This is a genomic window from Buchnera aphidicola (Myzocallis carpini) (genome assembly GCF_964059025.1).
Lineage (GTDB): Bacteria > Pseudomonadota > Gammaproteobacteria > Enterobacterales > Enterobacteriaceae > Buchnera_L > Buchnera_L aphidicola_AK.
Genome location: NZ_OZ060376.1, coordinates 116,909 through 142,769 on the forward strand (window position 1 = coordinate 116,909; position 25,861 = coordinate 142,769).

Annotated in this window: 21 protein-coding genes; 19 read left to right on the forward strand and 2 right to left on the reverse strand. The window is 24.0% G+C overall.

Annotated elements, in window-relative coordinates:
* Nucleotides 1–9 precede the first annotated feature (9 nt).
* Nucleotides 10–1,929 carry a molecular chaperone DnaK gene (dnaK, locus tag AB4W53_RS00545; protein WP_367671997.1) on the reverse strand — a complete coding sequence of 640 codons (1,920 nt, stop codon included), beginning with the start codon at nt 1,927–1,929 and terminating at the stop codon, nt 10–12.
* Between the two features lie 270 nt (nt 1,930–2,199).
* Between dnaK and ndhC the strand changes: the two genes are divergently transcribed.
* The 15 genes from ndhC to folC all read left to right on the forward strand — a co-directional run bounded on the left by ndhC (nt 2,200) and on the right by folC (nt 19,331).
* Nucleotides 2,200–2,586 (forward strand): NADH-quinone oxidoreductase subunit A, encoded by a 387-nt coding sequence (gene ndhC, locus AB4W53_RS00550; protein ID WP_367671998.1) that lies wholly within the window; start codon nt 2,200–2,202, stop codon nt 2,584–2,586.
* Nucleotides 2,587–2,605: 19 nt separating this feature from the next.
* On the forward strand, nt 2,606–3,277 hold the full coding sequence (locus AB4W53_RS00555) for an NADH-quinone oxidoreductase subunit B family protein (RefSeq protein WP_367672000.1): 672 nt from the start codon (nt 2,606–2,608) through the stop codon (nt 3,275–3,277).
* A 103-nt stretch (nt 3,278–3,380) separates the two neighbouring features.
* Nucleotides 3,381–5,120, forward strand: coding sequence for an NADH-quinone oxidoreductase subunit C/D (gene nuoC, locus AB4W53_RS00560; protein WP_367672002.1), 1,740 nt, complete (start codon nt 3,381–3,383; stop codon nt 5,118–5,120).
* A 34-nt stretch (nt 5,121–5,154) separates the two neighbouring features.
* The gene (gene nuoE, locus AB4W53_RS00565; protein ID WP_367672003.1) at nt 5,155–5,631 is read left to right on the forward strand and encodes an NADH-quinone oxidoreductase subunit NuoE; all 477 of its coding nucleotides are present in this window, start codon (nt 5,155–5,157) and stop codon (nt 5,629–5,631) included.
* Nucleotides 5,628–6,965: an NADH-quinone oxidoreductase subunit NuoF gene (gene nuoF, locus AB4W53_RS00570; RefSeq protein ID WP_367672005.1), complete on the forward strand. Its 1,338-nt coding sequence runs from the start codon at nt 5,628–5,630 to the stop codon at nt 6,963–6,965. Before nuoE ends, nuoF begins: the two co-directional genes overlap by 4 nt.
* Nucleotides 6,966–7,023: 58 nt before the next feature.
* A complete protein-coding gene (gene nuoG / locus AB4W53_RS00575; protein ID WP_367672006.1) occupies nt 7,024–9,732 on the forward strand; it encodes an NADH-quinone oxidoreductase subunit NuoG in 2,709 nt (902 codons plus the stop codon).
* 7 nt (nt 9,733–9,739) lie between these two features.
* A complete protein-coding gene (gene nuoH / locus AB4W53_RS00580) occupies nt 9,740–10,711 on the forward strand; it encodes an NADH-quinone oxidoreductase subunit NuoH (RefSeq protein ID WP_367672007.1) in 972 nt (323 codons plus the stop codon).
* A 13-nt stretch (nt 10,712–10,724) separates the two neighbouring features.
* Complete coding sequence (gene nuoI, locus AB4W53_RS00585; RefSeq protein ID WP_367672009.1) at nt 10,725–11,267, forward strand: NADH-quinone oxidoreductase subunit NuoI; 543 nt, start codon at nt 10,725–10,727, stop codon at nt 11,265–11,267.
* Nucleotides 11,268–11,280: 13 nt separating this feature from the next.
* The gene (locus AB4W53_RS00590; RefSeq protein ID WP_367672011.1) at nt 11,281–11,802 is read left to right on the forward strand and encodes an NADH-quinone oxidoreductase subunit J; all 522 of its coding nucleotides are present in this window, start codon (nt 11,281–11,283) and stop codon (nt 11,800–11,802) included.
* Nucleotides 11,799–12,101: an NADH-quinone oxidoreductase subunit NuoK gene (nuoK, locus tag AB4W53_RS00595; protein ID WP_367672013.1), complete on the forward strand. Its 303-nt coding sequence runs from the start codon at nt 11,799–11,801 to the stop codon at nt 12,099–12,101. Before AB4W53_RS00590 ends, nuoK begins: the two co-directional genes overlap by 4 nt.
* Nucleotides 12,098–13,936 (forward strand): NADH-quinone oxidoreductase subunit L, encoded by a 1,839-nt coding sequence (locus AB4W53_RS00600; protein ID WP_367672015.1) that lies wholly within the window; start codon nt 12,098–12,100, stop codon nt 13,934–13,936. Before nuoK ends, AB4W53_RS00600 begins: the two co-directional genes overlap by 4 nt.
* A gap of 111 nt (nt 13,937–14,047) precedes the next feature.
* On the forward strand, nt 14,048–15,520 hold the full coding sequence (locus AB4W53_RS00605; protein WP_367672016.1) for a NuoM family protein: 1,473 nt from the start codon (nt 14,048–14,050) through the stop codon (nt 15,518–15,520).
* Nucleotides 15,521–15,555: 35 nt separating this feature from the next.
* Nucleotides 15,556–17,010: an NADH-quinone oxidoreductase subunit N gene (locus AB4W53_RS00610; RefSeq protein ID WP_367672017.1), complete on the forward strand. Its 1,455-nt coding sequence runs from the start codon at nt 15,556–15,558 to the stop codon at nt 17,008–17,010.
* Between the two features lie 54 nt (nt 17,011–17,064).
* Complete coding sequence (locus AB4W53_RS00615; RefSeq protein WP_367672019.1) at nt 17,065–18,021, forward strand: TerC family protein; 957 nt, start codon at nt 17,065–17,067, stop codon at nt 18,019–18,021.
* A 32-nt stretch (nt 18,022–18,053) separates the two neighbouring features.
* The gene (gene folC, locus AB4W53_RS00620) at nt 18,054–19,331 is read left to right on the forward strand and encodes a bifunctional tetrahydrofolate synthase/dihydrofolate synthase (protein ID WP_367672020.1); all 1,278 of its coding nucleotides are present in this window, start codon (nt 18,054–18,056) and stop codon (nt 19,329–19,331) included.
* Nucleotides 19,332–19,340: 9 nt separating this feature from the next.
* Here folC and AB4W53_RS00625 read toward each other — a convergent pair whose 3' ends face one another.
* Nucleotides 19,341–20,318 (reverse strand): ribose-phosphate pyrophosphokinase, encoded by a 978-nt coding sequence (locus AB4W53_RS00625; protein ID WP_367672118.1) that lies wholly within the window; start codon nt 20,316–20,318, stop codon nt 19,341–19,343.
* A 157-nt stretch (nt 20,319–20,475) separates the two neighbouring features.
* Here AB4W53_RS00625 and prfA point away from each other — a divergent pair, with 157 nt between their 5' ends.
* The 4 genes from prfA to pta all read left to right on the forward strand — a co-directional run bounded on the left by prfA (nt 20,476) and on the right by pta (nt 25,854).
* Entirely contained in the window at nt 20,476–21,555 is a 1,080-nt protein-coding gene (prfA, locus tag AB4W53_RS00630) for a peptide chain release factor 1 (protein WP_367672021.1), read from the forward strand.
* 7 nt (nt 21,556–21,562) lie between these two features.
* Entirely contained in the window at nt 21,563–22,390 is an 828-nt protein-coding gene (gene prmC / locus AB4W53_RS00635) for a peptide chain release factor N(5)-glutamine methyltransferase (protein ID WP_367672023.1), read from the forward strand.
* A gap of 91 nt (nt 22,391–22,481) precedes the next feature.
* Nucleotides 22,482–23,693 carry an acetate kinase gene (locus AB4W53_RS00640; RefSeq protein ID WP_367672024.1) on the forward strand — a complete coding sequence of 404 codons (1,212 nt, stop codon included), beginning with the start codon at nt 22,482–22,484 and terminating at the stop codon, nt 23,691–23,693.
* Nucleotides 23,694–23,751: 58 nt separating this feature from the next.
* Nucleotides 23,752–25,854, forward strand: a complete 2,103-nt coding sequence (gene pta / locus AB4W53_RS00645) for a phosphate acetyltransferase (protein WP_367672025.1) — start codon at nt 23,752–23,754, stop codon at nt 25,852–25,854.
* Nucleotides 25,855–25,861: the final 7 nt, after the last annotated feature.

Below are 25,861 nucleotides of genomic sequence, written 5' to 3' on the forward strand. Positions count from 1 at the left end.
TAGAAGATATTATTTTTTATTTTTTGGTTCTTTAATTTCTTCAAATTCTGCATCAACTACATTATCTTCTTTTTTATTAGAATTATTTTGTTGATTTTTTTGAATATCTTTTTGTTTTTTTTGTGCTATTTCGATTAATTTACTACTTTTTTGTATTAATTCTTGTATTTTATTTTCTATATCAGATTTATTATCTTTTTTTAATAATATATCTAATTCTCCAATAACTTTATTAATATTTTCATATTCTTCTTTTGTAAGTTGATTTTTTACTTCTTGTAATTGTTTTTTTGTACTATGTGAAATTTGATCGCCTTGATTTTTAACTTTAATAAGTTCTTCAAATTGTCGATCAGATTCAGCATTTATTTCAGCATCTGATATCATTTTTTTAATTTCAGATTCTTTTAATCCAGATGATGCTTGTATTGTAATTTTTTGTTCTTTTCCTGTTTTTTTATCTTTTGCTGAAACATGTAATATACCATCTGCATCAATATCAAATGTTACTTCAATTTGTGGAATTCCTCTTGGAGCAGGTTCGATGCCATCTAAGTTAAATTGTCCTAAAGATTTGTTATCAGTAGATTTTTTTCTTTCACCTTGTAAAATATGTATAGTCACTGCTGATTGATTATCTTCTGCGGTGGAAAAAATTTGACTATGTTTAGTTGGAATAGTAGTATTTTTATTAATTAGTGGTGTCATAATATTACCCATGGTTTCAATACCCAATGATAATGGTGTGACATCTAATAGTAATACGTCTTTTACTTCTCCTGATAGTACTCCTCCTTGTACTGCAGCACCAACAGCAACTGCTTCGTCAGGATTGACATCTTTTCTAGGTTTTTTTCCGAAAAATTTTTCTACTTTTTCTTGTACTAGTGGCATCCGAGTTTGTCCACCAACTAATATTACATCATTGATATCAGAAATAGATATTTTGGCATCTTTTAGTGCGATTTTTAACGGAGTAATAGATCTTGTAATAAGATCTTCTACTAATGATTCTAATTTTGATCTGGTTATTTTAATATTTAAATGTTTTGGTCCATTAGCATCAGCAGTAATATATGGTAAATTAACATCACTTTGTTGTGTCGATGATAATTCTATTTTAGTTTTTTCAGCAGCTTCTTTTAATCTTTGCATAGCAAGGGCATCATTTCTCAAATCAATTCTTTGTTCTTTTTTAAATTCTTCTACTAAATAATTAATTAAACGGCTATCAAAGTCTTCTCCTCCTAAATGAGTATCTCCATTTGTGGAAAGCACTTCAAAAGTTTTTTCTTGATCTACATTATCTATTTCAATAATTGAAATATCAAATGTACCTCCCCCTAAGTCATATACAGCAACTATTTTATTTCCTTTACTTTTATCTAATCCATATGCTAAAGCTGCAGCAGTTGGTTCATTAATAATACGTTTTACTGTTAATCCTGCTATTTTTCCTGCGTCTTTTGTTGCTTGTCTTTGTGCATCGTTAAAATATGCTGGTACTGTGATTACTGCTTCTGTAATTCTTTCTCCTAAATAATTTTCTGCTGTTTTTTTCATTTTTTTTAATATTTCAGCAGAAATTTGAGGTGGTGCTAGATGTTTTCCTTTAACATTAATCCAAGCATCTCCATTATTTGAATTAATAATTTTATATGGCATGATCTTTATATCTTTTTGTACTTCTTCATCCTGAAATTTTCTACCCATTAATCTTTTTATAGCAAATAAGGTATTTTTTGGATTAGTTACTGATTGGCGTTTTGCCGGTTGTCCTACTAATATTTCTTCGTCTTTAGTATATGCAATAATAGATGGAGTAGTACGATCACCTTCTGAATTTTCTAATACTTTAGGTTGTTTACCATCCATAATTGCAATACAGGAATTTGTAGTTCCTAAATCTATTCCAATAATTTTTCCCATATTTATTTCCTTATTGTTTATTTAGTTTAATAACATATATACTGATTTTTGATAACCTATATTTCATTTAAAGGTGATTTATCCTATTAAAGATAAATAAGGTCTTTTTATTTTTGATCAAGTGAGATTTTAAAATATTTAAATAATAATTATTAAAAATATTTTAAGAAATTTAAAATTTATTTTTACTTATATATATTGTATTTTTTTAAAATTTCATATTTTGTAAATAATCTTTGTATTTTATCATAAATATAGGAATTTCATTATATGCAAAATTATCAATTTATGTTGTTTATTTTTTCTTCTTTTAGTATTTGTATATTTATGTTATTGGCTGGTTGTTTTTTAGGTTCATATAATGTCTCAAGAAAAAAAAATATTCCTTTTGAATCAGGAATTACTTCTTATGGAGATACAAACATAAGATTTTCTATAAAATTTTATTTGTTAGCAGTTCTTTTTGTACTTTTTGATGTTGAAGCGTTATATATTTATACATGGTCTATTAGTATAAGAAAAATTGGCTGGATGGGTTTTTTTGAAATATTTATATTTATTGTTATGTTAATACTATCATTAGTATATCTTGTAAAAGAAAATGTTTTTTCTTGGACTCCAAAAAAATCTAATAATATTATTAATAATATTTTTTAATTATGATTAGGACAATTTTATGAAATATACTTTAACAAAAATCAATGTTCAAAATTCCGGAAAATACCCTCAAAATACTAAAAAAATAGTAAACGATCCTATAGATAAAAAAAATACTCAAAATATTTTTACAGGGAAATTATCCTTTTTGTTAAAAAAATTAGTTAATTGGAGTAGAAAAAATTCTTTGTGGCCATATAACTTTGGGTTATCATGTTGTTATGTTGAAATGGTAACATCTTTTACATCTGTACATGATGTTTCTAGATTCGGTGCTGAAGTGTTACGGGCTTCTCCGAGACAATCAGATGTTATGATTATTTCTGGTACACCATTTATTAAAATGGTACCAGTGATTCAAAGATTATATGACCAAATGTTAGAACCTAAATGGGTTATTTCCATGGGTTCTTGTGCTAATTCTGGAGGTATGTATGACATTTATTCTGTAGTTCAAGGAGTTGACAAATTTTTACCGGTAGATGTGTATATTCCTGGTTGTCCTCCACGTCCTGAGGCATATATACAAGGATTAATGTTATTACAGGAAAAAATTGGAAAAGAACGTAGACCTTTGTCTTGGGTAGTTGGAGATCAAGGTATTTACCAAGCTAATATGAAATCTATGAAAACAAAAAAACATCTTATAAGATCTCAAATATATAATTTATCAACTCCAGAAAATATTTAATTGTATAACATGTATTTATTTATATGATAACAATGATTTTATTAATATATTTATTTTAAGATATGATATTATTGATGCAATATTGAATTTTTGAGTTTTTATCATGGATATTCTTCTTCAAGAATTACGTAATTACTTTAAAGATTATACATTTATTGTTCAAAAAACATTAATTCACGCTTTGGTAATTTGGGTAAATCGTGATATTTTATTAGAAGTAGTGAATTTCTTGAAAAACTTTAATAATTCTGATGTCATGTTATTTGATTTACATGGTATTGATGAACGGTTACGAATTTATAAAAAAAATTTGCCTACTTCTGATTTTTCTGTTTTTTATCATTTGTTTTTTTTTAATAAAAATATTGATGTTTTAATTAAAGTTCCTTTATTAGAAAAAGATTTAAATATTCCAACATTAACAAAAATTTTTCCAAATGCTAATTGGTATGAGCGCGAAACATGGGAAATGTTTGGTATTATTTTTAATAATCATCCAAATTTAACTCGTATTATTATGCCAAAAAAATGGATCGGACATCCTTTAAGAAAAGATTATCCAGCAAGAGCAACTGAAAATATCCCTTTTTTTTTAGATCAAGAAAAAGAAAATTTAGCTATGGAGGATTTATCTTTTAATCCGAAAGAATGGGGAATGAAGGAAGGAAATAAATATTCAGATTTTATGTTTTTAAATCTTGGTCCTAACCATCCTTCTGCACACGGAGCTTTTAGAATTGTTTTACAGTTAGATGGTGAAGAAATTATAGATTGTGTTCCAGATATTGGATATCATCATCGAGGTGCAGAAAAAATGGCAGAACGTCAATCATGGCATAGTTATATTCCTTATACAGATCGCATTGAATATTTAGGCGGATGTGTCAATGAAATGCCATATGTATTAGCAGTAGAAAAATTAGCTAACATTATTGTTCCTAATAGAGTACAGTGTATTCGAGTGATGTTATCTGAATTGTTTCGTATTAATAGCCATCTTTTGTATATTTCAACATTTATTCAAGATGTTGGGGGAATGACACCTGTTTTTTTAGCTTTTACTGATCGTCAAAAAATATACGATATTATTGAAGCAATTACTGGTGCTAGAATGCATCCTGCTTGGTTTAGAATTGGAGGTGTTGCACATGATTTGCCGATGGGTTGGGATAAATTACTATTAGAATTTATAAATTGGATGCCAAAAAGATTAGATTCTTATATTAAAGTTGCCTTTCAAAATAGTATTTTAATTAATCGTTCTAAAGGAATAGCTTGTTATAATCGACAACAAGCAATAAATTGGGGTATTACTGGTGCTGGATTACGAGCAACTGGAGTAAATTTTGATGTTCGAAAACATAGACCATATTCAGGATATGAAAATTTTGATTTTACAGTGCCATTAGGTGATGGGATTAGCGACTGTTATTCGCGGGTTATTTTAAAAATTGAAGAAATTCAGCAAAGTTTATTAATTTTAAAACAATGTTTACATAATATGCCCAGTGGACCATTTAAATCTGATCATCCTTTAACTACTCCTCCTCCAAAAGAATTAACCTTACGAAATATTGAATCTATGATTACCCATTTTTTACAAGTTTCTTGGGGACCAGTAATTCCAGCGAATGAAAGCTTTCAAATGATTGAAGCAACGAAGGGTATTAATAGTTACTATTTAATTAGTGATGGTAGTACTATGAGTTATCGTACTAGAATTCGTACTCCAAGTTTTCCTCATTTACAACAAATACCTTCTGTAATTAGAGGCAGTTTAATATCAGATTTGATTGTTTATTTAGGTAGTATTGATTTTGTTATGTCTGATGTAGATCGATAAATCTTTTAAAATTATTTTTTAAAGTGTGCACATTATGAAAAACAGTATATTAAGTGCTATAGAAATATATAAAATTCAAAAAGAAAAAAAGAAATATGAAAATATACTTGCAGCATCTATCGAATCTTTAAAAATTGTACAAAATTACAGAGGTTGGATATCTGATGATTTGGTTTGTGCAATTGCTAAAGTATTATGTATATCACCTAGTGAGCTTGATGAAGTAGCTACTTTTTATAGTCAAATTTATCGTAAACCAGTAGCACGTAATGTTATTCGATATTGTGATAGTGTAGTATGTTATATTATGGGTTGTAAAAATATAAAAAGTACATTAGAAAATATATTAAAAATTAAAATTGGTCAAATGACTAATGATAAAAAGTTTACCTTATTACCTATTTCATGTTTAGGTAATTGTGATAAAGCTCCTGTTTTAATGATTAATCATCATACTTATAATAATGTAAAAGTTAATTATATACCTATTTTATTAGAGAAATATAGATGAAAAAAATTATTAAAAAACCTGAAACACATCCTCTAACATGGTGGTTTCAAAATCAAGACAATCCTATATGGATTGATGAGTATTTAAAAAAGAATGGATATGCAGCTTTAAGATTAGTATTAAACAAATTTCATCCTAAAGAAGTAATTGATACTATTTATAATTCAGAATTAAAAGGCAGAGGTGGAGCAGGTTTTTCTACAGGAATGAAATGGAGATTAATGCCTAAAAAAAATCATCTTGCGAGATATTTATTATGTAATGCTGATGAAATGGAACCTGGAACATATAAAGATCGATTATTATTAGAAAAAATTCCTCACCAGTTAATTGAAGGTATGATTATTTCTGGTTTTGCTATAGAGGCATCTGTAGCATATATTTTTTTAAGAGGTGAATATGTAGATGCAGAAAATTATTTACAACGTGCTCTTATGGAAGCAAAAAATCATGGTTATCTTGGGAAAAACATTTTAGGTAGTAACTTTAATTTTCAAATTTTTTTACATACTGGTGCTGGAAGGTATATTTGTGGAGAAGAGACGGCATTAATAAATTCTTTAGAAGGTCGTCGGGCTAATCCGAGAATTAAACCTCCTTTTCCAGCTTCAGTGGGTTTATGGGGAAAACCAACTTGTGTAAATAATGTGGAAACTTTGTCAAATGTTCCTGCTATCATGTTGCATGGTGTAGAATGGTATAAAAATCTTTCTAAGAATAGCAAGGATCGAGGTACAAAATTAATGGGTTTTTCAGGAAAAGTAAAATATCCTGGTGTTTGGGAAGTTCCTTTTGGAATTTCTGCTAGGGAATTATTAGAAGAATATGCAGGTGGTATGAAAACAGGGTATATTTTAAAAGCTTGGCAACCTGGAGGAGCTGGAACGGATTTATTAACTGATAAAAATATTGATGTTAAAATGGATTTCGAAAATATTGCAAATCTAGGTAGTAGATTAGGAACTGGTATAGCAATGGCAATTGATCATACTATTGATATAGTATCATTAATATTAAATTTAGAGCAATTTTTTGCTCGAGAATCCTGTGGATTATGTACTCCTTGTAGAGAAGGATTACCTTGGATTGTAAAAATTTTACAGGATTTTAAAATATTTAATGCTAAGTTTGATGATATGAACATTTTGGAAGATTTATGTTATCAATTAGGTCCTGGAAAAACAGTTTGTGCACATGCACCCGGTGCTGTTGCACCATTAAAAAGTGCAATGAAAATATTCAGAAAGGATTTTGAAAAAAGAGTGAATAGTAAAAAAAGATATTTAAATCATATTTCAGGAATTCAACCGAATATGTTTAAATTGAATTTATAGTATTTTGTATGTGAATATTATTTTAATATAATGATTTTATATTTTGGAATATATAATTATGGTTATGGTATATATTAATGGTAGTAAATATAATGCAGATGTATCAAAAAACTTATTACAAAATTGTTTATCTTTAAATATAAATATTCCATATTTTTGTTGGCACCCTGAATTGGGTAGTGTAGGTTTTTGTAGATTATGTGCTGTTAAGCAATATAATAATGTTGATGATAAAGTTGGAAGAATTATTATGTCTTGTATAACACCTATCATACCAAATATGATAGTTTCTACAATAGATCGAGAAGCACAAAAATTTCAAAAAGGAATTATAGAATTATTAATGACTAATCATCCTCATGATTGTCCAATATGTGAAGAAGGTGGAAATTGTCATCTTCAAGATATGACAGTAATAACAAAACAAAATAATCGTAGATACATATATCCTAAGCGTATTCATAAAAATCAATATCTGGGAGAATTTATAACACATCAGATGAATAGGTGTATTGGTTGTTATAGGTGTGTAAGATATTATAAAGATTATTCTGGAGGTGATGATTTTGGAGTTTATGGAACCAGTAATAATATTTATTTTGGTAGATTTCAAGAAGGAGCTTTTAAAAGTGTGCATTCAGGTAATTTAATAGAAGTATGTCCTACTGGTGTTTTTACAGATAAAACATCTTATGAACATTATAATCGAAAATGGGATTTACAACATTCTCCAAGTATATGTCAACATTGTAGTTTAGGGTGTAATATTATTATTGGAGAAAAATATGGAAAACTTTGTAAAATAGAAAATAGATATCATGAAAGTTTAAATCGTTATTTTTTATGTGATTTAGGAAGATTTGGATATGGTTATGTGAATGTAGATAATCGGATTAAAAATCCTATTAAAAATATTCATGTAGATAATACAATTTTAAATGTACAAGATACTATTCTTTTGATTTCTAATATTATCAAAAAATCGAATCGTGTACTTGGTATTGGATCTATTAGATCTAGTATTGAAAGTAATTTTGCTTTAAGAAAATTAGTTCATCAAGAAAATTTTTCTAGTGGTCTTTCCAATACTGATCATAATTGTTTAAAGTTAATTGTAAATATTTTACAAAATAGCGGAATTTATATTCCTACATTATCCGAAATAGAAGATTATGATGTTGTTTTAATTATTGGAGAAGATATTACACAAACATCTCCTAGATTAGATTTATCAATACGACAATTACATAGAAATAAAAAAAAAGATGCTACAAATATAAGAGATATACCAAATTGGCATAGTATGGCTATGCTGAATATTTCTAATGATGATAAAAAATGTATTTATCTTATTTATAGTCATGAAACTTCTTTAGATAATATCACTCAAATGCAATATTATGGTTCTATTCAAGATCAAGAAGTTTTTGCATCTTCTATTTCTGATCATATTAATCAACAATCTCATAATGTACAGAATGTAGATATTAATTTTAGTGAAAAGGTTTTTAAAATTGTTCATGCTTTATTATCTTCTAAAAAACCTTTGATTATTTCAGGTGCTCATTCTGGTAGTACAAATTTAATTAAAGCAGCTACTAATATTGCAAAAGGTTTACAAAATTTAAATAAAAATGTTGGATTACTTTTATTAACTCCCTCTTCTAATAGTATTGGAGTTAGTATCATGTCTAATCTTTCTATAGAATATGCACTTAATGAAATTCTTGCTGGAACAGTAGATACGTTAATAGTATTAGAAAATGATTTATATCGTAATTTTTGTTCTGATTTTATAAATAAAGTATTAAAAAAATTAAAAAACTTAATTGTTTTAGATCATATTATGACAAAAACAACAAAAAAGAGTACTATGTTACTCCCTGTATCGAATTTTTTTGAAAGTTCAGGTACTGTAATTAATTACGAAGGTCGTTCGCAAAGATTTTTTTCTGTTTGTGATCCTATTATATATAGTCCTCAATCCTCTATTTTAGAAAGTTGGCAGTGGCTATATAAAATATATTTGAATATTTATGATCAAAAAAAAAATATTCATTTAGATGATGTTATTGAAGAATATTCTAATGAAATTGAACTTTTTAGGAAAATAAAATTTTTAACCCCAAATAGTAATTTTCGTATTTTAAATCAAAAAATTTCAAGATTACCCCATAGAGCAAGTGGAAGAACAGCAATATTATCACATTATAATGTTCATGAACCTGAACAGAAAAAAGATAAAAATACTATGTTTAATTTTTCTATGGAAGGTATGCAACCGTCACATTATAATTTAGAATATATTCCTTTTTCTTGGTTTCCTGGATGGAATTCTATACAATCATTCAATAAATATGACTTAAAAAAACAAACATATAATTCTGGTATTAGAATTTTTCAAACTCATGCAATAGATAAGAATTTTTTTTTTCATATAATGATTAATTTAAATAATATGACAGGTGAATGGAATATTGTTCCATATTATGTATTATTTGGAAATGAAGAATTAAGTCAATATTCTCCTGTAATTCAAAAACAGTATTCTAAGGTATATGCTTTGTTAAATATTCAATATAAAAAAATTTTAGGTTTAAAAAAAAATTCTGTCATTGAATGTGATTGTTTGAAAAATAAGTTTACATTTTTTATAAAATTTTCTTATAAATTACCATTACAACAAATAGGACTACCATTGGGACGCCTTAATGTTCCCAGAACATTATTAGGTAAAAATATTCGAAATATAAGAGGGATTATTTAAAAATGTTATGATAAATTTATTATTAAAATTTGTCAATATAATACATTATCTTATTAATTCATTATCTATAGTATTTTTAATTATTTTTTTAGGTGCTATGTTAAGTTTTGTAGAACGTAGACTATTGGGTTTGTTTCAAAATCGATATGGTCCGAATCGTGTTGGTTGGTTTGGAATATTACAAATTTTTGCCGATATTATAAAAATGTTATTTAAAGAAGATTGGGTACCTAGTTTTAGTAAATCTTTTTTTTTTATTATCGCGCCTATGATTTCATTTATTTCTTTATTATTAGTTATGGCAATTATTCCTATAAATTTTAATTGTTTTGTTATTAATTTAAATATAGGAGTTTTATTTTTTTTAATGATGGCTTCTTTTTCAATATATGCAATTTTATTTGCTGGATGGTCTAGTAATAATAAATATGCATTACTTGGTGCTGTACGTGCTGTTGCACAAACTGTAAGTTATGAAGTATTTTTAGGGTTATCTTTAATGGGTGTTGTTGCTAGGTCTCAATCTTTTAATTTAATAGATATTGTAAATTCTCAAAAGTATTTATGGAATATTTTTCCGCAATTTTTTGGATTTTTAACGTTTTTTATTGCTAGTTTAGCATTATGTCACCGACATCCTTTTGATCAACCAGAATCTGAACAGGAATTAGCAGATGGATATCATATTGAATATTCTGGTATAAAATTTGGTATGTTTTTTATTGGTCAATATATTTCTATGATAACAGTGGCATCATTAATGACAACAATGTTTTTTGGAGGATGGTATGGACCATATTTTTCTGGTTATTTTTGGTTTATATTGAAAACAATATTTTTTATCATAGTATTTATTTTATTACGTGCAGCTTTACCTCGACCTAGGTACGATCAAATTTTATACTTTGGATGGATAATTTGTTTACCTTTAACATTATTGAATTTAATATTTACTGCATGGATCATATTATTATTTTAATAATAGGTATTTTATGAATTTAAAAAATATTTTATTAGGATTTTTTACTCAGTTGCGTAGTCTTTTTATCACTGCAAAACATATGTTTGAAAAAAGAGAAACCCGTTTGTATCCAGAATATCCTATATATCTTCCTCCTAGATATCGAGGTAGAATAGTTTTAACAAAAGATCCAGATGGTAAAGATCGTTGTGTAGCTTGTAATTTATGTTCTGCTGTTTGTCCTGTCGGTTGTATATCTTTACAAAAATCACAAAAAAAGTCAGGTCGTTGGTTTCCAAAATTTTTTAGAATTAATTTTTCGCGTTGTATTTTCTGTGGTTTATGTGAAGAAGCATGTCCAACGACTGCAATTCAATTAATACCTGATTTTGAATTAGGTGATTTTAATAGACAAGATTTAGTTTATGAAAAAGAAGATTTATCTATTGCAGGAACAGGGAAATATCCAAAGTATAATTTTTATAAACAATGTGGTGTTTCTGTTTTTTCAAACGATAAAAAAGACACTTGTATTCATAATATTCCAGTAAATGTAAAAGATTTATTACCTTAAGGAATAATATTCCATGTCATTTTTGATTTCTTGTTTTTTAATTTTAACGATTATTTTTACAATATTATCAGCGTTTCAAAATTCTATTATGTATTCATTGTTTTATCTTGGTATATCTATTGTAACAACATCTGCGGTATTTTTTTTGTTAGGGGATTATTTAATAGGATCGTTACAAATTATCATTTATTCTGGAGCTATTATAGTTTTATTTATTTTTGTGATTATGATGTTTAATATAGAACATAAAATAAAAAAAAGATATTTTTTTTTGAATTATTTTAGATGCTTTTTATTTATAATTTCAATATTTTTAATTTTCTTTTTTTTATTTTTCAATATATTATTTTATTTACGTTATAAACAGGTGGTTGTTCTCATTGATAATTTACACACATTAGGAATAGTTTTATTTCAACCATATATTTTAATTACTGAATGTCTTTCAATATTATTATTGTCAGCTTTAATAATTGTTCTTTTAATTTCTAAAAATGATTTAGTTTCTTTAAAGTTATCAAAGGATAGAATATGATATCTTTATTTCATTTTTTTGCTGTTTCTTTTATATTATTATTTATAGGATTTACTACATTTATTATTAATAAAAATATATTTTTTATTTTTATTGGATTGGAAGTTATTATCAACGCTATTGCTTTATTATTTATTGCTGTTGGAAAATATTGGAATCATATTGATGGTCAAATTATGTATATATTATTAATTACTTTATCTGCTATTGAAGCTAGTATTAGTTTGATATTACTAATACGATTGTATCGTAAAAAGTATACTCTCAATATTAATAAATTAAATGAGAAATGTGAATGAATATTATTTATTTAATAATTTTATTTCCAATATTAAGTTTTTTAGTATTACAATTTTTACACCGAATATTTTCGTATCGTTTTATTATTTTTACTGGTATTACCTCAATATTGTTATCTACTATAATAGCAATTTTTTTATTGCTATATTTTATTCATAACAAATTATTTATTATTAAACAAAAATTATGGTTATGGTTTATTTTAGAAAAATATGAAGTTAATTTTTCTTTATTATTAGATGATTTATCATTGACATTTGTTATTATGATTTTGTGTATTGGTTTTTTAGTTTCTATTTTTTCTATTTGGTATATGAAAAAAAAAAAAATTGCAATATTTTTTGCATTAATAAATTTTTTTATTGCAAATATGTTAATACTCGTTTTGTCAGATAATTTTATTACAATGTATATTGGTTGGGAAGGTGTTAGTATTTGTTCATATTTTTTAATTAATTTTTATTATTATAGTAATATTGTAAATAAATCTGCTATGCAGTCATTTATAATTACTAAAATAGGAGATTTATTTTTTATATCAGCAATATTAACTATATATTTTTATTACCATACTTTGAATTTTTATGATATACAATTTTTTATTAAAATTCACCTTATCAAATATACAACAATATTAAATGTGATAACAATTTTGTTGTTATTTGGTGCAATAGGAAAATCAGCACAAATTCCTTTACACATTTGGCTGCCAAAAGCTATGGTTGGTCCTACACCAGTGTCTGCATTAATTCATGCTGCTACTATGGTTACTGCAGGTGTATATTTAATTTTAAGAAATCATGATTTATTTATCATGACTCCAAAAATTTTAAATTTATCGGGTATATTAGGAAGTATTACGGTATTAATTTCTAGCATTGCAGCATTATTTCAAGTAGATATTAAAAAGATATTAGCATATTCTACAATGAGTCAAATTGGGTACATGTTTATGGCTTTAAGTGTAGGAGCATGGTATGCAGCTGTTGTGCACTTAGTTACTCACGCTATTTTTAAAGCATTATTATTTTTATCTGCAGGTGCATTAATTATACAATGTAAAAATGAAAAAAATATTTTTTATATGGGTAATCAATTATGGAGAGAATTTCCATTTTTGTATTTTTGTTTTTTAGTAGGAGGTTCTTCATTATCTTCCATTCCAATTCTGACTTCAGGTTTTTATAGTAAAGGTAGTATTTTATTTTATATTTTTAAAAGTCAGAATATATTTTTTTTCACTATTGCAATGTTATCAACTTGTTTAACAACAATATATATTTATCGATTAATTTTTATAGTATTTCATACCCAATCAAATATAATAGTTAAAAAATTTCGTTTTTCTTTTTTACAATGGTGTCCATTAATTATTTTATTAGTATTATCTACTTTTTTAGGTCGATTTTGTATTTTAAATATATCAAATTTTTTCCCTACACCTGTTAGGGTGCATTATTTTGAAAAATTATATTTAGAATGTTGTTCTAGTTTTTTTATTATGTTGAGTTTTGGAATATCATATTTTTTATATTTTACAAAAATTAATATCTTTTCTAAAATATTTAAAAATATATTTGTATCTGTATTATTGAATTTTTTTGTTCATGGTTTTTATATTTTCAAAATATATAAATTTATATTTATTACTCCATTTACTAAAATAACAAAATATATATTCTATAATGCATCAAATGTTTTTTTGAATACTTTAGTAAGTATATTTATTGTTTGTAATAAATATATTTTGTCTATAGAGAATGGATTTTTAAGTTCTTATATGACAATTATATTATTTAGTATTTTTTTTATAACATTACTGATTATATATTAATACAATGATGAATTTAACAAATTGTTTAAATAATATTTTATTTGTATATTTTTAGAAAAATTTAAAATATCAGTATGAAATTATAGAGTATAAAACTCATGGGATTATTATATGTTACTTGTATTTCTAATTATTATACCGATAATTGGTGGTATTTTTTGTGTACAATATGAATATAATAATATTAAAAAATCTCGATGGTTAGCATTATTTACAACTATTTTAATATTTTTATGTTCTATATTAATATGGTTAAAATATTTTTATTGTATTAATTTTCAGATTGAAAAAAATTGTTGGAATACAGAATTTATAATTCCTTGGATTTCCAATGTAGGTATCAACTTTCATTTATCAATAGATAAATTATCTCTTACAATGATTTTTTTATCTAGTATCTTGGGTATTATTTCTATTTTATGTTCCTGGCATCATACTAAAGAAAAATGTGGTTACTTTTATTTAAATTTATTATTAATGCTATCTGGAACATTAGGAACCTTTTTGTCTTGTGATTTATTTTTATTTTTTTGTTTTTGGGAATTGATGTTAATACCAGCTTATTTTTTAATTATTTTTTGGGGCAATCCTATTTATAGTTATGTGAAAAGAACAAAAGTTGCAAATCGATTTTTAATATATACACAAGTTTCTAGTGTCATGATGTTATTTTCAATTTTAGTATTATCATTTTCATTTTATAAAAAAACACATATTTTAACTTTTGATTACAATAAATTTGTTAATTTTTCTCTTCCATTCTCATTAGAATTTTTAATTATGTTAGGATTTTTTATTCCTTTTATTGTTAAAATACCAATCTTTCCATTTCATTCTTGGTTACCAGATTTACATGCTGTTTCTCCTACAAACAGTTCCGTAGATATATCAAGTTTGTTGATTAAAGTTGGTTTTTATGGATTATTAAGATTTAATATGCATTTATTTCCGAAGTCTTCTTATTTTTTTTCTCCTGTTGCAATATTGTTAGGAATTATTACTGTTTTTTATGCTTCCTGGATGGCTTTTATAGAAACAAATATTAAAAGAATTCTTGCTTATAGTTCAATATCACATATGGGATTTATTTTAGTAGCAATATATTGTAATTATTATTTGGCATATCAAGGAGCTATATTACAAATTTTATTTAGTTCTTTTTCAATGGCAGCATTATTTATTTTATTTAGTCAATTATACCAAAGATTTCATACTAATAATATTGAAAAAATGGGTGGATTGTTTGCATGTATTGAATGGATTCCAAGTTTTGTATTATTTTTTATTTTTGTAAATTTAAATTTTCCTGGAACAATGAATTTTATTAGTGAAATGATGATGTTAGTTGGTATATTTCACACATCTCCATTTTTTTCATATTTATTAATTTTTAGTTTATTTTTTTCAACAATTTATTCATTAAATCTTTTACATAAAATTTTCTACGGCCCGATAGTACATCGTTCTTTGAAAATAAGATATGCAATTTATTATGATGAATTTTTATTAATTCTTTTTTTTGTATTATGTACATTAATATCAGGATTGTTTCCAAAAGTAATTTTACATGCTATTACTTTTTAATATAAAAAATTTACATTTTTGAGGTTATGACGTTTATGTCATTTTCTATGTATCCAATAATTTCCTTATTACCCTTTTTAATTTTAATTGTTAATGTATTTATTATTCTTTTTTCTATAATTGTGTATCGTAGCCATAAATTTGTATTTTTTACTACAATAATTGGATTAAATAGTATTTTTTTATCATTAATATATCTTTGTAATTTTCTTCCAATAAATGTTAATGAATTATTAGATATTAATATTTATTCTTTAAGATATATTGAAATAATTATTTTTATAAGTTTATTTTTTGTTTCTTTTTCTTATTTGTATTTAAATAAATTTTTTTTTTATCGAGAAGAATTTTATATATTATTTTTATCTTCTCTGTTAGGAAGTATTCTAGTTATTTGTTCCAATCATATGATTGTTTTATTTCTTGGTATGGAATTAATGTCATTACCTATTATTGGTTTAATGATATATTCTATATTTGATATAGAATCTATATCAGTGATGTTAAAATATATGATATTATCTATAATATCTTCAGTATTTATGCTATTAGGTATAGTTCTTATATATTCCATATGTGGAAATTTAAATTTTAATAGTATTAAAATGTATTTTTTAACTAATCAAATCCAAGATAATAAAATTTTATTGTTAGGAATAGGATTTTTATTAATATCGTTTTTTTTTAAATTATCTTTATTTCCATTACATTTTTGGGTTTCTGATGTGTATCAATATACTTATTCTATATTGTTATTTTATATTACTACAGTTTTAAAAATAACTACATTTTTTGTACTTATAAAATTATTTTTTTATTTTCCATATTTACAGTCTAAGATTTTGTATTTTATTACAGAAATAGTTGCGATATTTTCAATCATCTTTGGAAGTATTATGATGTTATTTCAACAAAATATAAAAAAGTTTATTGGATATTCTTCTATTATTCATATGGGATATATTATAGTTATATTATTAGTAACAAATCAATATGATAATTATTACAAAATTTCCATAATATACTTTATTTATTATGTACTCAGTAATCTTGGCTTATTTAGTATGTTATTTTTATCAGAATTATCACAAAATACAAAAAATACTAAAATTAATTATATATCTTATTACGAAGGTTTGTTTTGGAAAAATCCAAAATTAACTATTGCAATTACTGTTATTTTATTTTCTTTTTTAGGTATTCCATGTACATTAGGTTTTATTGTGAAATTTTTAATGATTTTCTTCATTACATACCATAATTTTTGGTTTATAAATTTTGCTATTTTAGTAAATTCAGGATTAGGTATATATTATTATTTAAAAATGATATTAAATTTATATTCTTGTAAAAATATTAACCATAAAATAATTTTTAAAAAAAAATATAAAAACATTGAAATATTGATAATTTTCATTAGTATGATAATTTTTTTCTTGGGATTTTTTCCAAATTGTATCATAAATATGATTGGTTTACATATATTATAGTTCATATTATGGTATTAAATTTAATAATTGATATTTTGTTATAGGTACATTGTTTTGAATATATTTAATCAATTAGTACTATGGATGATATTTTTCGTTGTTATTATATTGACTTTTTTGTGTAGTAATTATATTCAAATAAAATATTTTTATACATTAAATACATTAAAAAAATCTTATTTTTTTTTGTTATTTTGGATTTTTTCAACATTTATTTTCACTTTTTTAATTTGGATATATTATTTTTTATATTTTAATCAGAATATAGCAAATACAATATTAACTTCTTTTTTTTTAAGTTTTGGTATTGAACAAATACTATCTTTAGATAATGTTTTAATTTGGATACTATTATTTAAATATTTTATGATTCCTATTAATTATCAAAAAAAAGTTTTAATGTATGGAATATTAGTTTCTTTTATATTTAGAATGTTATTAATTTTGATTAGTTATTGGTTTATACTACGTTGGAATTGGATTATTTTTATTTTTGGAATCATATTATTATTTTCTGGTATAGAAATGCTTCTTGTACATAAAAATAATGATAAAAAAAGTTTTAAAAAAGATATTTTTTTTCTCTTATTGGTAAAAATATTTCGTATAACAAATCGTTTATATGGAGATAAATTTTTTGTTTATAAAGAAAAATTTTTATATATTACACCATTATTAGTTTCTTTAATTATGATTGAAATTAGTGATATTATTTTTGCGGTAGATAGTGTTCCAATTATTTTATCCTTTGTGCAAAATTTATTTATTGTTATTTCATCTAATATTTTTTCTATTTTAATCTTGCGATCTATTTATTTTATATTATCTAATTTTATTTACAAAAGAAAATATATTCAATATATTTTATCAATCATGATAATTATTATTTCATTAAATATTATCTTTTCAAATTATATTTATGTTTTAGAAAATATGACCTCTGTAATTATTACTATAATATTTATGATACTATTAATTTATAATTTTAGTATAAAAAATATATTTACATAGTTTTAATAATTTTACATACATTAGATAATTATATGCAACAAAATCAATATAATAAATATACTTCTTTAAGAAATTGGTTATCTTATATTAAAAATAATAGTTTTATTCATGATGTTTTTTCTCTTGAGAAAGTGATTTTTATTGCAAAAAAATTAAATTTATTGCAAAAGTATCCTTTTATTATTACAGTTGCTGGAACGAATGGTAAAGGTAGTACATCTACTTTATTAGAACAGATATTTTTAGATGCAGGATATCGTGTAGGATTATATACTTCTCCTCATTTATTATACTTTTATGAAAGAGTTCGAATCAATGGAAATACGATTAAAAATTCTATAATTTTTACTACTGCTTTTGAGCAAGTAGAATTAGTTCGTGGTAATATCCTATTAACTTTTTTTGAATTTATTACACTTGCTTCTTTTTTAATATTTAAATCATTTTTTTTAGATATTTTAATTTTAGAAGTTGGTATAGGTGGAAGATTAGATGCTACAAATATTTTCGATCCTAATATAGCTGTTATTACTAATATTGATTTAGACCATACATTATTATTAGGAAATACTAGAAATGCTATTGGATTAGAAAAAACAGGCATTCTTAGATATGGAATACCAGTTTTTTATGGTGATATAGATATTCCAGATTCTGTATATCATATTTCTCAGATTTTAAAAATTTCATTAAATCGTATACCTTATGAGTGGAACTGGAATAAAAATATTAATCATTGGAATTTTTTTGATCAATATGGTGCTTTAAAAAAATTATTTATTCCTCGGATTAAGTTATCTAATGCTGCTGTTGCAATAGCTGTTGCACGATCTACTAATTTTAATGTAAAATCATTAAATATTGTAAATGCTTTAAAAAAAATTACTTTACCAGGTCGATTTCATATTATTTTTTATAATCCATATATTATATTAGATGTTGCACATAACGTAAATTCCGGAAAATATTTATTAAAAAAATTAAAAGAATTTTTAAAAAGTAAAAATAACATTACAGTATATGGGATCATAGGAATGTCTTTTAATAAAGATATTAAAAATTTTATTTCTAATTTTTTGGATGTTATTGATATTTGGTGTTCTGCTCCATTAAAAAATCCCAGAGCTGTTTCAGTAAATATTTTAAAAACTTTTCTACCAAAACATTCTATTTTTTTTCTGAATATTAATCAGATATTATCTGTACTACTTAAAACGGTCAATCCAAAAGATGTGATATTAGTTTTTGGTTCTTTTTTGATTGTTTCGGAGGTGATAAAATTTATGCGTGATAAGTTTTTTAAAAAATAATTTTATTTTTTATGTTTTTATGTAATTTTTTACATATTTTTGATAATCAAACATTTCAGAAATAGATTCTTCGTTATTAATACGTCGAATAGCTTCTGCTAACATTCTAGAAATTGTAAGCACCCGAATTTTTTTTTGTTGATATATATTATATGGTAAAGGAATTGTATCACATACAATAATTTCATCTAGATATTTTTTTCTTATGTTATTGAAAATATTACCGGAAAAAACAGGGTGTGTTGCATATGCTAATACTTTATTAGCTCCATTTTTTTTTAAAGCTTTTGCTGCTTTGCACAGTGTACCTCCTGTATCAATCATGTCGTCTACTAAAATACAATCTCTGTTATGTACATCACCAATAATATGCATCACTTGTGCGACATTGGATTTTGGTCTTCTTTTATCTATAATAGCCATTTCAGTATCATGTAATAATTTTGCAATTGCACGAGCTCTTACAACACCACCAATATCAGGTGATACAATAATAGGGTTTTTTAGTTTTCTTTTTAGCATATCTTCTAATAAAACAAAACTTCCAAAAACATTATCTACGGGAACATCAAAAAAACCTTGTATTTGTTCAGCATGCAAATCAACAGTTAAAATACGATCAACTCCAACACTAGATAAAAAATCTGCTACTATTTTTGCTGTAATTGGTACTCTAGCGGATCTTATTCTACGATCTTGTCTTGCATATCCAAAATATGGAATAACAGCAGTAATTCTTCCTGCTGATGCTCTTCGTAAAGCATCTATCATTACTGCTAATTCCATAATATTATCGTTAGTAGGGCGACACGTTGATTGAATAATAAAAATGTCACTTCCTCGAACATTTTCATGAATTTCAACGTTAACTTCTCCATCACTAAATTTATTGACTTTTGCGTTACCCAAAGGATTGTATAATTCATTCGCAATTAATTGTGATAGTTTAAGAATTGAATTTCCAGAGAATATTTTCATAGTAAGTATTATTTTTTATGTAGTAAATATTATAATGATTATACAATTTATATATTAATATATATTGTATATATTAAGATGATATCTTTGAAGTATAATATAAATTATCATTATAATAATATATTTTATATCTGAGATTGATCAATTTATAGTATAAGGTATTTTTGTGGAATCTTTTATAGTTAATCAATTAAATAAATTATATATTCGTTTTCAAAATCTTGAGAATTTACTTGCGACTCCAAAAGTTATTCAATCTCAAGAAAAATTTAAAAAATTATCTAAAGAATATTTAAAATTATCAAATATTATTTCTTATTTTTTAGAATGGAAAAAAAATAACAATGAAATTAACGTAACAAAAACGTTATTACATGATCGTGAAATTTTAGATATGGTACAAGATGAATTAAAAATTTTAAATAAAAAAAATATTTTTTTAGAAACAACGATTCGTAAAATATTATTTCCAAAAGACTTAAATGATAAAAAAAATTGTTTTATTGAAATTCGAGCAGCAACAGGAGGTGATGAATCCGCAATTTTTGTTGGAGAATTATTTAAAATGTATGGTAGATATTCTGAATATTATCATTGGAATACGGAAATTATTCATTTTCATGAAAGTGAACAAGGTGGATTTAAAGATATTATTTTTAAAATATCAGGATCCGGGGTGTTTGGTCGATTAAAATTTGAATCTGGTGGACATCGTGTACAACGTATTCCAAAAACAGAATCACAAGGTAGAATTCATACTTCAACATGTACAGTAGCTGTAATGCCTGAAATTAAAAATTTGCAAAATACTATTATTCGTTCTTCTGATTTAAAAATTGATACTTTTCGTTCTTCTGGAGCTGGTGGACAACATGTCAACACTACTGATTCTGCAATTAGAATTACACATATTCCTACAGGAACTGTTGTAGAATGTCAAGACGAACGTTCACAGCATAAAAATAAAGCAAAAGCATTATCTATTTTATCTTCTAGAATTCATGCTAATGAAATGGCTAAGCAAAATAAAAAAAAATCTATTATTAAAAAAAATTTATTAGGTACAGGAGATCGTTCAGATCGTAATCGTACATATAATTTTCCAAAAAATAGAGTTACTGACCATCGTATTAATTTGACTGTATATTGCTTAGATGATATTTTAAATGGTCATTTGGATGTTTTAATTGAACCGATGATTCGAGAATATTATTCTCAAATGGATTTGAAAGATATCATGTTGTAATAATAATATGAAAATTTTTGAATGGATCAAATACGCTAAAAAAATATTATTATCTACAAATACTCCAAGATTAGATATAGAAATTTTATTAAGTTATGTACTTGGAAAATCTAAAACCTGGATATATTTATTTGACGATTTTACATTAAATAACAAACAGATTATTTATTTAAAACAATTATTATTTAGAAGAATACATGGTGAACCTATTGCATATATTATTCAAAAAAAAGAATTTTGGTCTTTATCTTTTTTTATTTCTAAAGATGTTTTGATTCCGAGGCCAGAAACGGAAATTTTAGTTGAAGAAGCTTTATGTAGAATATCCAGTAATACTAGTATTTTAGATTTAGGTACAGGTTGTGGTAATATATCAATATCTATAGCACATGAACATTCAAATTGTAATATTGTAGGTGTTGATTGTGATTCTAAAGCAATATTAATTGCTAAAAAAAATGCGAAATTTTTAAATTGTAATAATGTTTCTTTTTTTTATAGTCATTGGTTTTCGAACATACATCAAAAATTTCACATGATTGTTAGTAATCCACCATATTTAAGTCATCATGAAACAGAAATGTTTTCAAAAGATATTTTTTATGAACCTTATACTGCACTATTTTCTTTAAAATATGGTATATCGGATATTGAATATATTATTTCTAATGCGAAAAAATATTTATTTATACAAGGTTGGTTATTAATTGAACATGGTTGTAATCAAGTGCAACAAGTAACAAAGTTATTTAGAAATAATAATTTTTATAATATACAATCTTATACAGATTATTCAAATATTTTTCGTCTTACAGTTGGACAAAAAAAGTATTAAATACATATATTAAATATTTAATATAATAATATTATAGATGTATTTTTAATAATTCAATAATATTGATTTATAATATCCGATAGGAACAATCATGATCAGTGATTTAGTATTAGTATTAAATTGTGGAAGTTCTTCTTTAAAATTTTCGATTCTAGATCCCAAAAAAAATAAAAAATATCTATTTGGATTAGTTGATCGTTTATATTTATCCGAAACATATGTGATATGGAATTATAAAAATAAAAAAAATAAAATTATTATTGGAGATTATATAAAACATAAAAAATCTTTAAAATTTATTATTCGTAATATATTTTTTAAATACACAGCATTGATGTTAAGAGTGAAATTTATAGGTCATCGTGTTGTACATGGAGGATATAAAATAAAACAATCAGTTATTATTACTGATAATATCATTCAAGAAATAAAAAAAAATATTATTTTTTCCCCTGTACATAATCCCATAAATTTACTAGGTATAGTAGCAGCTATAAAATATTTTCCTAGTTTATCTAAGAGAAATGTAGCTGTTTTAGATACTACATTTTATACTCATCTTCCAGAATTTTCCTATTTATATGCTATTCCATATATTTTTTATAAAAAATATCATATTAGAAAATATGGTGCACATGGTATTAGTCATGCTTATGTTTCTCAAGAAGCAGCAAAAATGCTAAATGTTTCAATAAATACATTAAATATTATTAGTTGTCATTTAGGTAGTGGATCATCAGTAACAGCAATATGTAATGGTGTTAGCGTAGATACTTCTATGGGATTAACTCCATTAGAAGGATTAGTTATGGGGACACGAAGTGGTGATTTGGATCCTTCAATTATATTTTTTATGCATCATGTTCTGAACATTGATATTACAGAGATTGAAAATATATTATTAAAAAAATCTGGTATTTTAGGGTTAACAAACGGCATCACTAGTGATTTTCGAGATATTGAAAAGAATTATGATTCTAACAAAGAATCATACAGAGCAGTAAATGTTTTTTGTCATCGATTATCTAAGTATATTGGTGCATATAGTGTTTTATTACAAGGAAAGTTAGATGCGATTATTTTTACAGGTGGTATTGGAGAAAATTCTGCTTTAGTAAGAAAGATTACTTTGTCAAAATTATCATTACTAAATATTTATATTGATGATAATCTTAATAATGATATTAAATTTGGAAAACAAGGTTACATTAATAAAAAAAATACTATTCCTGTGCTTGTAATTCCAACAAATGAAGAATTATTAATTGCAAAAGAAACAATAAAATTATTTAAAAAAACATAATTAACTAGTATAATAATACTATATTAATTAAGAATGTATGAAAATTAGGATATTTATCGTGTTGCGTACTATTATGTTTGTTCCTATTAGTAACAGTATTGGTATAACATCTACTATTATTAGTTTTATGAATATTTTTAAAGATAAAGGTTTTCGTATTTTATTTTTTAAGCCTTTTTATGAGAATTATAGATTTGAAAATCATATGGATGATACAAAAAATTTATTAAAAAAATATTGTGACATTGAAATTGTTTCCATGTGTAATAAAATTAATAAAAATAAATTTTTTACGAAAGAATGTTACATAAAATATTTAGTAAAATATAATTTAGAATTATATTATAAGTATTATAATCAATATGATATTATTTTTATAGAAGGGATAAAAAATTTTTCAAAAGAATATTATGTACATGATTTTAATATGAATTTTATTAAAAAAATTTGTCCTGAAATTATTTTTTACACTTCTCAAAATAATAATATAGAAAATTTTTTAAATCTTTTAAAATTTTGTAAAGACAATATAAATATTGAAAAAAATATTTTAAATATTATTATTAATAATATTCATTTACATCCTAAAAAAATATACAATAACATTGTACATAAACATTCTTTTACTGATAAAATTTTTAGTTATTTTTCCTCTAAAATTATTAATATTCCTGTGTATTCAGTATTATTAACAAATTTTTTTCAAAAATTATTCTTTAACTTAAAAATTTTTACAAAAATACAAAAAAATGATAAAATTCATTTGATAGAATCATTTATATTATATGATAATGATTTTGTAAAAAAATATCATTATTGTAATTATAATGTTATTATTCTTCCTTTAGATATTAATTTTATAAAATTTTTAGAAAAATTTAATAATTTATTTAAAAATTTTAATATTCATTCAATTTTATTAACTAATATCAATACACAGAATTATGATCAAATCAAACAAATAAAAAATCAATATTCTATTACAATTCCGATTTTTTATACTTTTTTAAAAAAAGAGGATGTAGTATATGTTTTAAATGCATACTATAATCATTTTTTTCAAATTAATAAATCCTATTTTACAAAAATAATTAAAAAATTTACTGAATGTTTTTGTGCAAATGATTTTTTTCAAAATACTCTTGAAGAAAATGTATGTTATAAAAGAATTTCATCTTTTGTTTTTCAAAATCAATTAGTTAAAAAAGCAAAAAAAATCTGTAGAAATATTTTATTACCTGAAGGAGAAGACATAAGAATACTTAAAGCTACATCGATTGTTTCAAATTTGAATATTGCAAAATGTACATTATTAGGTAATCCAAAGGTTATTTATAATATCATGCAAAAAGAAAATATTAAATTTTTAAATAATGTAGATATTATTGATCCTAAAAATGTTCAAAAAAAATATATTGATCAATTATTACATTTACGTTGTTCTAAAGGAATGACTAAAGAAATAGCATCTATTAGTGTTCGGGATAATATGACATTAGGTGCTTTAATTTTACAGAATAATGAAGTAGATGGATTAGTATGTGGTATTAAATATTCTACTGCTGATGTTTTACGAGCAGCATTACAAATCATTGGTGTTCTAAAAAATCAAAATAGTGAGTTTTCTTTGGTATCTTCTGTATTTTTTATGTTATTTAATAATTGTGTATTAGTATATGGGGATTGTGCGATTAATATTAGTCCAAATGCAGAACAATTATCTGAAATTGCTATTCAATCTGCTAATTTAGCATCTAAATTTTTTATTCAACCTAGAATAGCAATGCTTTCGTATTCTACTGGAATTTCTGGAGTAGGAGAAACAGTAGAAAAAGTTAGAAAAGCAACACAATTAGTTAAAAAAAGATGTCCTAATTTGGTGATTGATGGACCTATTCAGTATGACGCAGCAAGTAATTTATTAATTTCTCAAATTAAATCTTCTGATTCTATTTTAAAAGGCAATGCTAATGTATTCATTTTTCCTGATTTAAACTCTGGAAATATTACATATAAAGCTGTACAACAATCATCTGATATTATTTCGATTGGACCAATTTTACAGGGATTAAAAAAACCAATTAATGATTTATCTAGAGGGGCATCAATTAATGATATTGTATATACAATTGCAATTACAGCTATTCAAGCAGATCAATAGATTGTTA

Coding starts and splice junctions, on each gene's coding strand:
- dnaK (WP_367671997.1), bottom strand. CDS start 1,929: ATGGGAAAAATTATTGGAATAGATTTAGGAACTACAAATTCCTGTATT.
- ndhC (WP_367671998.1), top strand. CDS start 2,200: ATGCAAAATTATCAATTTATGTTGTTTATTTTTTCTTCTTTTAGTATT.
- AB4W53_RS00555 (WP_367672000.1), top strand. CDS start 2,606: ATGAAATATACTTTAACAAAAATCAATGTTCAAAATTCCGGAAAATAC.
- nuoC (WP_367672002.1), top strand. CDS start 3,381: ATGGATATTCTTCTTCAAGAATTACGTAATTACTTTAAAGATTATACA.
- nuoE (WP_367672003.1), top strand. CDS start 5,155: ATGAAAAACAGTATATTAAGTGCTATAGAAATATATAAAATTCAAAAA.
- nuoF (WP_367672005.1), top strand. CDS start 5,628: ATGAAAAAAATTATTAAAAAACCTGAAACACATCCTCTAACATGGTGG.
- nuoG (WP_367672006.1), top strand. CDS start 7,024: ATGGTTATGGTATATATTAATGGTAGTAAATATAATGCAGATGTATCA.
- nuoH (WP_367672007.1), top strand. CDS start 9,740: ATGATAAATTTATTATTAAAATTTGTCAATATAATACATTATCTTATT.
- nuoI (WP_367672009.1), top strand. CDS start 10,725: ATGAATTTAAAAAATATTTTATTAGGATTTTTTACTCAGTTGCGTAGT.
- AB4W53_RS00590 (WP_367672011.1), top strand. CDS start 11,281: ATGTCATTTTTGATTTCTTGTTTTTTAATTTTAACGATTATTTTTACA.
- nuoK (WP_367672013.1), top strand. CDS start 11,799: ATGATATCTTTATTTCATTTTTTTGCTGTTTCTTTTATATTATTATTT.
- AB4W53_RS00600 (WP_367672015.1), top strand. CDS start 12,098: ATGAATATTATTTATTTAATAATTTTATTTCCAATATTAAGTTTTTTA.
- AB4W53_RS00605 (WP_367672016.1), top strand. CDS start 14,048: ATGTTACTTGTATTTCTAATTATTATACCGATAATTGGTGGTATTTTT.
- AB4W53_RS00610 (WP_367672017.1), top strand. CDS start 15,556: ATGTCATTTTCTATGTATCCAATAATTTCCTTATTACCCTTTTTAATT.
- folC (WP_367672020.1), top strand. CDS start 18,054: ATGCAACAAAATCAATATAATAAATATACTTCTTTAAGAAATTGGTTA.
- prmC (WP_367672023.1), top strand. CDS start 21,563: ATGAAAATTTTTGAATGGATCAAATACGCTAAAAAAATATTATTATCT.
- AB4W53_RS00640 (WP_367672024.1), top strand. CDS start 22,482: ATGATCAGTGATTTAGTATTAGTATTAAATTGTGGAAGTTCTTCTTTA.